At 64.7% G+C, this 12,051-nt stretch carries 12 protein-coding genes; 11 read left to right on the forward strand and 1 reads right to left on the reverse strand.

Going from position 1 to position 12,051, the window contains the following annotated elements:
- The 4 genes from LO50_RS14200 to LO50_RS14215 form a co-directional block, all read left to right on the forward strand.
- On the forward strand, positions 1–561 hold a 561-nt coding region (locus LO50_RS14200), incomplete at its 5' end, for an alpha/beta fold hydrolase (protein ID WP_044315416.1).
- Positions 558–1,415 (forward strand): alpha/beta hydrolase, encoded by an 858-nt coding sequence (locus tag LO50_RS14205; RefSeq protein WP_044315417.1) that lies wholly within the window; start codon positions 558–560, stop codon positions 1,413–1,415. The genes LO50_RS14200 and LO50_RS14205, both read left to right, overlap by 4 nt.
- Positions 1,416–1,649: 234 nt before the next feature.
- Positions 1,650–2,453 carry a DUF4892 domain-containing protein gene (locus tag LO50_RS14210; protein ID WP_044315418.1) on the forward strand — a complete coding sequence of 268 codons (804 nt, stop codon included), beginning with the start codon at positions 1,650–1,652 and terminating at the stop codon, positions 2,451–2,453.
- Positions 2,454–2,538: 85 nt separating this feature from the next.
- A complete protein-coding gene (locus LO50_RS14215; RefSeq protein WP_023447213.1) occupies positions 2,539–3,633 on the forward strand; it encodes an AI-2E family transporter in 1,095 nt (364 codons plus the stop codon).
- Between the two features lie 15 nt (positions 3,634–3,648).
- Here LO50_RS14215 and LO50_RS14220 read toward each other — a convergent pair whose 3' ends face one another.
- A complete protein-coding gene (locus tag LO50_RS14220) occupies positions 3,649–4,638 on the reverse strand; it encodes a patatin-like phospholipase family protein (RefSeq protein ID WP_041014078.1) in 990 nt (329 codons plus the stop codon).
- A 182-nt stretch (positions 4,639–4,820) separates the two neighbouring features.
- On the opposite strand from LO50_RS14220, the gene selD reads away from it, so the two are divergent.
- From selD to LO50_RS14255, 7 genes are all read left to right on the forward strand, one after another.
- Entirely contained in the window at positions 4,821–5,855 is a 1,035-nt protein-coding gene (gene selD / locus LO50_RS14225; RefSeq protein ID WP_014820451.1) for a selenide, water dikinase SelD, read from the forward strand.
- Complete coding sequence (mnmH, locus tag LO50_RS14230) at positions 5,855–6,961, forward strand: tRNA 2-selenouridine(34) synthase MnmH (protein WP_044315419.1); 1,107 nt, start codon at positions 5,855–5,857, stop codon at positions 6,959–6,961. The genes selD and mnmH overlap by 1 nt, the downstream gene beginning before the upstream one ends.
- 29 nt (positions 6,962–6,990) lie before the next feature.
- Complete coding sequence (locus LO50_RS14235) at positions 6,991–7,269, forward strand: hypothetical protein (protein WP_014820449.1); 279 nt, start codon at positions 6,991–6,993, stop codon at positions 7,267–7,269.
- 259 nt (positions 7,270–7,528) lie between these two features.
- Positions 7,529–8,446 (forward strand): AAA family ATPase, encoded by a 918-nt coding sequence (locus LO50_RS14240; protein ID WP_014820448.1) that lies wholly within the window; start codon positions 7,529–7,531, stop codon positions 8,444–8,446.
- Positions 8,447–8,480: 34 nt separating this feature from the next.
- Positions 8,481–9,443, forward strand: a complete 963-nt coding sequence (locus LO50_RS14245; RefSeq protein WP_044315420.1) for a DUF58 domain-containing protein — start codon at positions 8,481–8,483, stop codon at positions 9,441–9,443.
- Positions 9,440–11,440: a transglutaminase TgpA family protein gene (locus LO50_RS14250; RefSeq protein WP_044315421.1), complete on the forward strand. Its 2,001-nt coding sequence runs from the start codon at positions 9,440–9,442 to the stop codon at positions 11,438–11,440. The genes LO50_RS14245 and LO50_RS14250 overlap by 4 nt, the downstream gene beginning before the upstream one ends.
- A gap of 118 nt (positions 11,441–11,558) precedes the next feature.
- Positions 11,559–12,051 (forward strand): acyl-CoA thioesterase (locus LO50_RS14255; RefSeq protein ID WP_044315422.1); only part of this gene is annotated, 493 nt, incomplete at its 3' end.

A 12,051-nucleotide genomic window follows, 5' to 3' on the forward strand; every position in this document is an offset into this window, starting at 1 on the left:
CGGCGCCCGGAGCTGTACCACGGGGTCGTCATGCTGGATTCGCCGATACCGACCTGGTTCGACCAGACGGTGATCTGGGCGGCCAAGCGCCTCGGTTTCATCGACCGGCTGACGCCGGCTGGCCGCACGCTAGGACGGCGCGAACAGTTCGCCAGTGTCGAAGAGGCACGCGCCTATTTCGCCGGCAAAGCCCTGTTCAGCAGCTTTGATCCGGAATGCCTCGAAGCCTATATCGAGCATGGTCTGGAGCCTGTGGGGCAGGGGGTGCGCCTGCGTTTCGATCCGCAGACCGAAATCAGCATCTATCGCAGCGTGCCGCATCTCACTCCCGGTTGGCCGCCGGCCTTGAAGATTCCGCTGGCGATGATTCGCGGGCGCGATAGTCGTGTCGTGCTGCCGCATCATGGTTATCTGCTGCGGCTGATGTCGCGTGGCGAAGCGCACAGCTTGCCAGGAGGCCACATGTTTCCGTTCGAACAGCCGCAGCAGACTGCCGAAAAGCTGCGTGAACTGCTTGGCCGCTGGGGCAGCTATGCCGAGCTTTCCAAGGGGGCTGCATGAGCGTGCTGTTCGAAGAAGTCCGGATGAGCCTGCCGCATCTCGAGGTGGCGGTGCATCTTTACGGGCCCGACGATGGTAAGCCGGTGATTGCGTTGCATGGCTGGCTGGATAACGCGGCGACCTTCAGCCGGCTGGCGCCCAGGCTGAAAGGGCTGCGCATCGTGGCGCTGGATCTGCCTGGTCATGGCCATTCCGATCATCGTCCGATCGGGGCCGGATACAACATCTGGGACTACGCCCATGACGTGCTGCAGGTCGCCGAGCAGTTTGGCTGGCAGCGCTTTTCATTGCTCGGGCACTCCATGGGCGCGATCGTTTCCGTGCTGCTCGCCGGTGCGCTACCCGAGCGCGTCGAGCGGCTCGCATTGATCGACGGCGTGATTCCCTACACCGGCGAGGCTGATAGCGCGCCGCAGAAGCTTGGTTCCGCCCTCGAGGCGCTGCTCGCGGTGAACGACAAGCGCAAGCCGGTCTACGCGAGTTTCGACCAAGCTGTGGAAGCGCGGATGAAAGGTGTCGGCGCGGTCAGTCGCGATGCGGCCGAGATGCTCGCACTGCGCGGGTTGATGCCTGTGCCCGGCGGCTACACCTGGCGCACAGATCCACGCCTGATGCTTCCCTCGGCAATGCGGCTGACCCGCGCCCATGCGTTGGCCTTCGTCAGTCGGGTCGCTTGCCCGACCAGCCTGGTGCTGGCCGAGCAGGGGTTGATGATGCAGCCTGAGCTGCTTGAGCTTGTCGAAAGCTTCCCGTTCGATATCCGCCGCCTGGTGGGTGGGCATCATTTGCATCTGGACGATGACATTGGCGCTGAGGCGGTCGCCAGGGTATTCAACAGCTTCTTGCACGACTGACGTATCCGGCGGGCTCGCAATACTCTCTCGCAAACCCTTGCTTGACTTGCTTTTGCCAACTGGCGAGGCTGGGAAGCAATGTTCCAGCAGAGCCAGCGCAATGATCGATCGCTACAGTGCCACGTTTCCCTGCGAGCACCGGCCTGCTGACGTTCTGAGCCTATCGGGTCCATGCGACGCGATACGCCGGTTGAGCTTCGGCAAGCAGTCGAAGGTGTCCCGTTGAGGAGAGTTATGCGAAGTGCATGGATAGCAGCGGCGGCGTTTTTCTCCGCCGCTGTGCTGGCGGCTGACGTTACCGGGAGCGCCGATCTGGAGCGCCTGCCTCGTTTTGCCCAGGCGCAGATCGTCGATTACCGGCAAACCCAGGTTCAGGAGCGGGTGTATCCGCAGGACTCGATACGTCGCATCAGTGGCAACCTGCGGATGGCCTCCCAGGTGGTCGTCTCTGGCGAGCTGACCGCGATCACCTATCAATTGCCAGCCACGCACACGGGTATTGAAGCCTTTACCGAGGCTCGCGGCACGCTGTTGCAACAGGGCGCCGAACTGCTTTTCTGGTGCGAAGGGCGCGAGTGCGGTTCCAGCAGCCTCTGGGCCAACGCTATCTTCAACAAGTCCATGCTTTACGGTCCTGAAGCGCGGCAGGCCTATCTGCTGGCACGCATGCCAGGCGGTGAAGGCGAGCTGATCGCGCTTTACGGGATTACCCGTGGCAACGGCAGGCCTTATCTGCACGTCGAGCAACTCCACTCCGACCGGCCTCTGGCTGGTGTGCTGCCGACTGCGGCGACATTGCAGCGACAGCTGCGTAGCACCGGGGAGCTGCGTTTGCCCGATCTGGCCGATGAGCCGACTGCCGAGTGGGGCGTGCTGCTGGCCAATGTCATGCGTCTGGACAGCACAACGCGGGTGAGCCTGGCCGGGCGTAGCGCAGCCGCCTGGCGTGAAGCGCTGATCGCCGAACGCATTCGTGGCGGTCGCCTGGAAGTGGATGACTCGGAGCAACCCGGCCTGCTCATCAGACTATTGCGCTGATCCTGCGTAACGGCTGCAATAGCCGTCTTCGCTGACGCGTCACGCTGACAGAACGCGCCGGCTCTTTTCAGTAGAGTAATTTCACATGCTCAACAATGATCGCCTGCTGGTGCAGATTCTGCTCCTCGGGCTGCTGGCCGCCTGTCTCTGGGTACTGGCGCCCTTTGCTTCCGCGTTGTTCTGGGCTGCCGTTCTGGCATTCGCCAGCTGGCCGGTCATGCGCGTGCTGACCCGTTGGCTGAATGGCAATGCCACGCTCGCCGCCGGTCTGCTCACGTTCAGCTGGATGGTTCTGGTGGCGGTGCCGCTGGTTTGGCTGGGCTTCAACATCGCCGACCAGATCCGCGATGCCAACGCATTGCTGCACGATCTGCAGGTCGAGGGACTGCCGCCGGCGCCGGCCTGGCTGGGTGAGGTGCCGCTGATAGGCGATGCACTACTGAATTTCTGGAGCACCGTGGACGAGCAGGGCACGGCGCTGATCGCCAGCATTCGGCCCTACATCGGCCAGGTCGCCAACTGGCTGCTGGTGCGCAGCGCGCGCATCGGCGGCGGGATGCTCGAACTGGCGCTGAGCCTGGTGCTGGTGTTCTTCTTCTATCGCGATGGGCCACGCTTGTCGGCATTCGTCCATAGCCTTTTGCACAGGCTGATCGGTGATCGTGCGGATCATTATCTGGAACTCGTTGCGGGGACGGTGCAGCGCGTGGTCAACGGGGTGATCGGCACTGCCGCGGCTCAGGCGATTCTGGCCTACATCGGTTTTCTCATCGCCGGGGTGCCGGGAGCGCTGGTGCTCGGGCTGCTGACCTTCGCCTGTAGCTTCATCATGGTGCCGCCGCTGATCTGGGGCCCTGCCGTTGCCTGGCTGGCCTGGCAGGGCGATTACGGTATGGCGATCTTCCTCGGCATCTGGGGGATGTTCATCATCAGCGGCGTGGACAACGTGCTCAAACCCTATCTGATCAGCCGAGGGGGCAATCTGCCGCTGGTGGTGGTGCTGCTCGGTGTGTTCGGCGGCATTCTCGCGTTCGGTTTCATGGGGCTGTTCCTCGGCCCGACCCTGCTCGCGGTGGCCTATAGCCTGCTGGGTGACTGGCTGATCAAGGAGGTGCCGCAGATGCCACCGCACGAATCGACGCAGCTTGCGAACGAGCGGCGGGAGCCCGCCGGGCGGTGAGGTGGCGTCTGCCGATCACTGCTCCTCTTCGTAGCGAACCAGAGCATCGTGGGCGACGATGCGGCCCAGCGCTATGAGCTCCGGCGCCTTGTAGAACTCGTAGAAGCGGCAGGCCCGCTTCGGAATATTGACCAGTACATTCGGCGGATAGCCGGCGATCTTGTACTGCGCCAGCGAAGACTGCATGACATCGAAGCTCTGGTTGATCAGCTCCAGCAGCGACGCCGGGCCAGTCACATCGATTACCGTCGAGCCTTCCGCCGATCGAGGCGCGCTGCGGCTGGTCGGTGCAGCCGGTGGCTGATCCCCACGAGTCAGTTCGCCTGCGCGGATATCCTCGATCTGTTCGGTCAGCTCGGCTTCGTCCTTGCGCCAGAACGGGATGTGCGAGCTGATCGAGGTCATGAGCGAGTCGAAGCGGCCGGGGCGCTCGATCTCCGGTAGCGGGTATTGCTTGTGATTGTTGGCGTTGAGGTTGACCGCGATGATCATGTCGCAATGCGCCGACACCACCGGGACGATCGGTAGGGGATTGAGCAGGCCGCCGTCGACCAGCATGCGATTGCCCTGCATGACCGGCGTGAACAGGCTTGGGATGGCCGCGGAGGCGCGCATCGCCAGTTCCAGGCTGCCTTCCTGAAACCAGATCTCCTGCTGATTGGTCAGGTCGGTGGCGACCGCTGTGAACGGAATCGGCAGATCCTCGATGCGGGTCTTGCCGACCATGTCGCGGATGCGGCCGAACACCTTTTCGCCGCGGATCGCGCCGAGGCTGAAGCTTGGGTCGACCAGGCGCAGCAGGTCCAGGTAATCGAGGCTTTCGATCCAGCTGCGGTACTCGTCGAGCTTGCCAGCTGCATAGATGCCGCCCACGACCGCGCCCATGGAGCAGCCGGCGATGCAGGCGATCTCGTAGCCACGTGCCTCCAGTTCCTCGATCACGCCTATGTGCGCATAGCCCCGTGCGCCACCGGATCCCAATACCAGTGCAACTTTCTTACTCATGCGGTTCTCCCTGTGGCACTCGCGATAGCTTCATGCCTGGCCGGCGAGCCTGCAAGCGCTGATCGGGAACTCGTCATGTGCGAGCCTGTCACCGCGTGCCAGAATCCAGCGGCAACCGGCGAAATCACGGTGGCCTTTGCTACAATCGCCGCCCGTTTGTGCACGTGTCACGAGAGAGCCTGATGAGCGAACCGATCCGCCTCACCCAGTACAGTCACGGCGCCGGCTGCGGCTGCAAGATATCGCCCAAGGTGCTGGACGTGATTCTTGCCGGCAGCGGAGCGCAGAACCTCGACCCGCGTCTGTGGGTCGGTAATGCCTCGCGTGATGATGCCGCGGTGTACGGCATCGACGAGGAGCGCGGTGTGGTGTCGACCACCGACTTCTTCATGCCCATCGTCGACGATCCGTTCGATTTCGGTCGCATTGCTGCGACCAATGCCATCAGCGACATCTACGCCATGGGTGGCGATCCGCTGATGGCCATCGCCATCCTCGGCTGGCCGGTCAACGTGCTGCCGCCGGAAGTCGCCCGCGAAGTGATCGCCGGTGGCCGCGCCGTCTGCGATGCCGCAGGCATTCCCCTGGCAGGCGGCCATTCGATCGATGCGCCCGAGCCGATCTTCGGCCTGGCCGTCACCGGGCTGGTGAGTAAACACCAGATGAAGCGTAACGACACCGCCACCGCCGGCTGCAAGCTGTACCTGACCAAGCCGCTGGGCATCGGCATTCTTACCACCGCCGAAAAAAAGGCCAAGCTGCGCCCTGAAGATGTCGGGCTGGCCCGCGACTGGATGTGCACGCTGAACACTGCCGGTAGCCGTTTCGGCAAGCTCGAGGGGGTTCGTGCCATGACCGACGTCACCGGCTTCGGCCTGCTCGGCCATCTGGTGGAAATGGCCGACGGCAGCGGCCTGACTGCTGAGATCGACTACGACCGCGTGCCGCGGCTACCGGGCATCGAGTACTACCTGGAGCAAGGGTGCGTGCCCGGCGGGACCCAGCGCAATTTCGACAGCTACGGTGAACGCATCGCCACGCTCGACGAACGCCACAAGCAGCTGCTCTGTGATCCGCAAACCAGTGGTGGCTTGCTGGTCGCCGTGACGCCGGAGGGCGAGGCGGAGTTCCGCTCGGTCTGCGCCGAGCTCGGCCTGGCGCTGGAGCCGATCGGCCAGCTGGTCGCCGCCCGTAGCCATGCGGTAGAGGTGCGTTGATGCGCAGCGATACCGAAAATTTTCGCGCGCTGTTCCTCAACGACACACCGATGATGGATGCCCGTGCGCCGGTGGAATTCGGCAAGGGCGCGTTTCCAGGTGTGGTCAACCTGCCGCTGATGAACGACATCGAGCGGCAGAAGGTCGGCACCTGCTACAAGCAGCACGGCCAGAAAGCCGCCATCGAGCTGGGCCACCAGTTAGTGTCCGGCAAGACCAAGGCCGAGCGGCTGCAGGCCTGGGCGGACTTCGCCCGAGCTCATCCGGATGGCTACCTGTACTGCTTCCGTGGCGGTTTGCGCTCGAAGATCGTCCAGCAATGGCTGAAGAATGAGATGGGCATCGACTACCCGCGGGTAGTCGGCGGCTACAAGGCGATGCGCCACTTCCTGCTGGAGACCATCGACCAGGCCGTCGAGCAGTGCGCTTTCGTGCTGGTGGGCGGCATGACCGGTACCGGCAAGACCGAAGTGCTGGCGCAGCTGGATAACAGCCTGGACCTGGAAGGCCTGGCCAATCACCGTGGCTCCAGCTTCGGCAAGCGCGCGACACCGCAGCCGGCACAGATCGATTTCGAGAACGCCCTGGCGATCCGGCTGCTGAAAATGCGTGCAGCGGGCATCGAGACGTTCGTCGTCGAGGACGAGGCGCGCCTGGTCGGGCGTTGCTCCATCCCGCTGCCGCTGTTCCAGGGCATGCAGCATTTTCCGCTGGTCTGGCTGGAAGACAGCCTGGAAGGGCGCGTCGAGCGGATACTCAAGGACTACGTGATCGACCTGTGCGCCGAATTCATCGCCGAGGAGAGTGAGAACGGTTTCGCTGCATTCGCCGAGCGTCTGCAGCAAAGTCTGGTCAATATTAGCAAGCGACTCGGCGGCGAGCGCTACCAGCGCCTGGCATTGCTGATGGATCAAGCGCTGGCGGAACAGGCGCGTAGTGGCTCTGTCGACCTGCATCGCGCCTGGATTGAGGCGCTGCTGGGTGAGTATTACGACCCCATGTACGCCTATCAGCGCGAGAGCAAGGCCGAGCGTATCGAGTTCGCTGGCGACCAGCCGTCCGTGGTCGAGTATTTGCGGCACCGTCCGGCGCGAGCTGCGTCTTAACTCCTGAATGGCATACGAGGGATCATGCGATGAAAACCTGGCTATCTTTGCCTTTGCTGGTTCTGTTGCTGGCCGGTTGTGCTGGCAAGACGGCATACCGTGACAGCTGCGCCGCGGAGCTGAATGCGGCGTGGAAGGAGCAGAGCCTGGCGGAAGCCGAAGGCTTCGCCGGTACGGTCAGCTACTCCAAGGCCATGGCCTTGCTGACCGGCGCCAAGACGCAGCAGCAGTTCGAAGCCTTCCGCGGTTGCACGCAGAAAGCGCAGAAGGCGCGCTTCTACCTTCGCGAATCCCGCGCCGGTCGCTGAGCCGGCGCCTTCAGTTGTCGGTCCGTTCGCTAGCGCACGGGCCGGCAATTGCCTTCGAGCCTTCCGGCTCGCTTACCGCTTTCCCGCGGCCGTCATCTCACAAGCAATGTCCGCAGCTGTTCTCCATCGTCTGGAAACAGGCGCAGCGGCGTGAGCGCTGCAACGGTGCCAGGATCACAAACTCGTCACCGGGCATTTCCTTCGCTTTGCCTGGCCGCAGCTGACCAGTAGCATCAGGGCGACGAACGAAGGAGAGTCTATGCGCACCCGATTGGACGCCTGCCTGCGAGCAGTCAACGAAGTATTGCTCGGCAAGGAAGCCCAGGTTCGACTGGCCCTTGCCTGTCTCTTGGCCCGAGGTCATCTGCTGGTCGAAGACATGCCGGGCATGGGCAAGACTACCCTGAGCCATACCCTGGCCAAGGTGCTGGGACTGGAGTTCCAGCGCATCCAGTTCACCTCCGATCTGCTGCCCGGCGACATTCTCGGCACCTCGGTGTTCGACAAGGACAGCGGACAGTTCGTCTTCCACCCGGGTCCGATCTTCGCCGAGCTGGTGCTGGCCGACGAGATCAACCGCGCCACGCCGAAGAGCCAGAGCGCGCTGCTTGAAGCCATGGAGGAGGGGCAGGTCACCATCGAGGGGGCGACGCGCCCGTTACCTGACCCATTCTTCGTCATCGCCACACAGAACCCGGTCAGTTCAGGCGGCACCTTTGCGTTGCCGGAATCGCAGCTGGACCGCTTTCTCATGCGCGTTTCCCTGGGCTATCCGGCCAAGGCAGCGGAAAAGGCGCTGCTGTTGGGCGAGTCGCGACGCGATCTGCTGACCCGTCTCGAACCGCTGCTGGAACACGACGAGCTACGTGCCATTCAGGACGCAGTGGGCAACGTGCGGGTCAGCGATGCGCTGGTCGATTACGTGCTGCGACTGGTGGAGGCCACCCGCACGCAGCCGCAATTCGCCTGGGGGCTGTCGCCGCGTGGCAGCCTGGCCCTGCTTGCGGCTGCCCGCGCCTGGGCATTCCTCGACGGACGCGACTACGTGATTCCGGAAGATGTGCAGGCGGTGTTGCCCACCGTGGTCGGCCACCGTCTGCGCGAGCGCGCGGATGCCACCGGTCACGGGGGCGGTGCGCTGGTGCAATGGCTGCTGCGCGAGGTGCCTGCGCTGTGACAGCGACATCCGCGCATGATGGCGGGCAACCATCGTGAGGCTGTTGCCGCGCTTTCGTGACCGCTGGCTGCTACGGCGCATCCCGCCCGCTTCCAGCGTGCGCCTGAACCAGCGGCGCATCTTCATCATGCCCACCGCGGTCGGGCTGGCGTTCCTGGTGGCGCTGCTGCTGATGCTGCTGACCGCGATCAACTACCAGAACAGCCTGGCCTACGGCCTGACCTTTCTGCTCGGGTCGTTGTATCTCGTCACCATCCTGCATACCTGGCGCAATCTTGCCGGCCTGGTCCTGCAGGCGGGCGGAACCACCGCAGCATTCGTCGGTGAGCAGGCGCTGTTGCGGGTGCGTCTGGAAAGTCCCGGTCGCGCCTATCAGGCGGTGGCGCTCGGCTGGCCGGCCAGCGGCTTGCGCCTGGTCGATGTGCCGGCGGGCGGCGCCGTCGAAGTCGAATTGAGCCTGCCGACGCAACGCCGCGGCTGGCTGCGACCTGGGCGTGTGCGGGTCGAGAGCCGGTTTCCGCTGGGCCTGCTGGTGGCCTGGAGCTGGATCGATCTGGAGTTGGCGGCGCTGGTCTACCCGCAGCCATCGATTGCCGAGCGCCCTCCTGGCGGCAGTGCGCCGGAAACCGAGGATGAGGGCACGCTGACGCGCGGCGCCGGTGTCGACGACTATCAGGGGCTACGGGCTTGGCAGCCGGGCGATCCGCGCCGACGCCTGCACTGGAAGGCCTATTCCCGTGGCCAGGGCCTGCTGGTGAAGGATTTCGCCAGCCTGCTCGGCAACGATCCGCTGCTCGATTTCGATGCCCTGGACGGCGACACCGAGCAGCGCCTGTCGAGGCTCTGCCACTGGGTCGTCGACCTCAGCGACAAGCAGCAACCGTTCGCACTGCGCCTGCCGGGTGAGCTGGTCGGACCCGATGGCGGGCAGGCTCATCGGGATGCCTGCCTGCGTGCACTGGCGCTGCATGGCCTGAGCGAGGAGGGCGTGAAGTGAGCGCGAAGCCGGGAATTCCGCGCAACAGCCTGATCTGGCTGCTGGTGGCGCAGGTGCTGGTGATCCTGCCGCACCTCACTCATCTGCCGCTATGGATCATCGGCCTGTGGTTGGGCTGCGCCAGCTGGCGGATTCAGATATTCCGCATGCGTGCGCGTTATCCGCGCAGCTGGCTCAAGGCGCTGCTGATGATTGGCGCCGGCTTCGGCGTGTATTTCTCGCGCGGCAGCCTGGTCGGCCTGGAAGCCGGCGTGGTGCTGCTGATAGCTGCGTTCATTCTCAAGCTCGTGGAGATGAGCACCCGTCGCGATGCACTGGTACTGATCTTCCTCGGCTTCTTCGCGGTGGTGACCAGCTACCTGTTCGAGGACAGCCTGGTCGCCGGACTGTATAGCCTGCTGCCCGTCACCGCATTGCTGGCCGCGATGATCGGGCTGCAGCAGAGTAGCCTGGTCACCCGACCATGGCCGACGGTACGCCTGGCCGGTTCGCTGCTGTTGCAGGCGATTCCGCTGATGCTGGTGCTGTTTCTGTTCTTCCCCCGCCTGCCGCCACTGTGGTCGTTGCCGCAGGCCGGCGACCGCGGCACAACCGGCTTGGCCGATCACATGGCGCCCGGCGACATCGCCCGTCTTGGCCGTTCGGCGGAGCTGGCCTTTCGCGTCACCTTCGACGGCGACATTCCGCCCCGCGACCAGCTCTACTGGCGCGCGGTGACCTTCGAACGCTTCGACGGTCGTCGCTGGTCGCAATCCTACGCTTCGCAGCTTCCCCAGGCGCCGGAGTGGCAGGCGGCTGGTGAGCCGCTCAGCTACAGCATCGTCATGCAGCCCAGCGGCCAGCCCTGGCTGTTCGCGCTGGATGTGCCGCAGGTTGCGAGCGGCGAGGCGCAGCTTATGGCGGATTTTCATCTCCAGCGCCGCCAGCCGGTGAACAAGCCGCTGATGTATCAGGCGACTTCATGGCTGGACGCGCGTCGCGAAGCGATCAGCGCACCGGCGAGCCTCGGGCGGGCATTGCAGCTGCCGGAGCAGGGCAATCCACGCGCCCGCGCCTGGGCGAGCGAGCTACGGCAATCCGCGCAGGCGCCTCAGGCGATGGTGGATGCGCTGTTGAAGCACTTCAACCGCCAGCCCTATCACTACACCCTGGAGCCGCCGCCAGTGGGCAGCGATATCGTCGATGACTTCCTGTTCGAGACGCGCAGTGGTTTCTGCGCTCACTACGCCGGCGCCATGACCTTCGTCCTGCGCGCAGCGGGGATTCCGGCGCGGGTGGTGGCGGGCTATCAGGGCGGTGAGGTCAACCCGGCGGGCAATTATCTCTCCGTTCATCAGTTCGACGCCCACGCCTGGGTCGAATACTGGGTCGCGGAGCGTGGTTGGGTCAGTGTCGACCCGACCTTCCAGGTCGCGCCCGAGCGGGTGGAGCAGGGCCTGGAGCAGGCGCTGGCCCGTGAGCAGAGCTTTCTCGCCGATGAACCGATGTCACTGCTGCGCTACCGTGACATCGGCTGGATGAACGCGCTGCGCCTGCGCTGGGACAGCCTCAATTACGGTTGGCAGCGCTGGGTACTCAACTATCAGGACGAGCAGCAGTCGCAGATGCTGCAACGCTGGTTCGGCAAGCTGGACGGGCAGACGCTCGGTCTTGGCCTGGTGGCGCTGCTGGGTGTGCTGACCGGCGTGCTCGCGCTGCTGCTGTTCAAGCCCTGGCGGCGCGAAACGGACGCTCAGCAGCGCCTGTTCCGGCGCTTCGAACGACTTCTGGCACGTCATGGCGCGCGCCGCCACAAAGGCGAGGGCGCCCGTAGTTTCGCCCAGCGCGCCGCAGCGATGCTGCCCGAACAGGCGCCGGCCATCCTTGCGTTCGTCAGCCTCTACGAGGCGCAGCGCTACGCCCAGCAAACTGATGCGACTGACGACCTGTCACGCGCCTTGAGCCAGCTGCGCCGGGCGCTGCCCTGGCGTCCCGCTGCGCCGGCACAACGTGGCTGACGTCCATTGCCGGCGTGGATGATTCGGCATTTCATGCGGCCGCTTCTGCCAGGCAGGCTCGCACCCTCACCGGCGCCCCTTTAACATCGCTTGCATAACGAACGATAACGAGGTGGATATGGAGCTTTGCGAGCTGTTGCAGGCGGTGCGAGACAACCCCGGCAGTGTGGTGGTACCGGCCAGCTGGGGACAGGGGCGTGCCGGTTTCGGCGGTCTGGTCGCCGCGCTGGTCTTCGAAAGCATGCGCGCCAAGGTGCCCGACGGCAGACCGCTGCGTTCGCTGGCGATCACCTTCGTCGGGCCGCTGGCGCTGGACACGCCGGCGAGCTTCGAGGCCGAGGTACTGCGAGAAGGCAAGGCCGTGAGCCAGATGCTCGGCCGGGTGATGCAGGACGGGCAGGTGGTCACCATAGTCCAGGGCAGCTTCGGCGCAGCGCGCAGTTCCGTCGTGGATGTCGCGGCCGAGCCGGCGCCAGCCATGCCACCGGTCGAAGCCTGCCAGGAACTGCCTTACGTAGCAGGCGTAACGCCGGAATTTACCCGCTACCTGGCCATGCGCTGGGGCATCGGCGGGCTACCATTTTCCGGCAACGCGTCCCGCGAAATGGGCG

Origin of the sequence: Stutzerimonas stutzeri (assembly GCF_000935215.1) — a bacterium.
Lineage (GTDB): Bacteria > Pseudomonadota > Gammaproteobacteria > Pseudomonadales > Pseudomonadaceae > Stutzerimonas.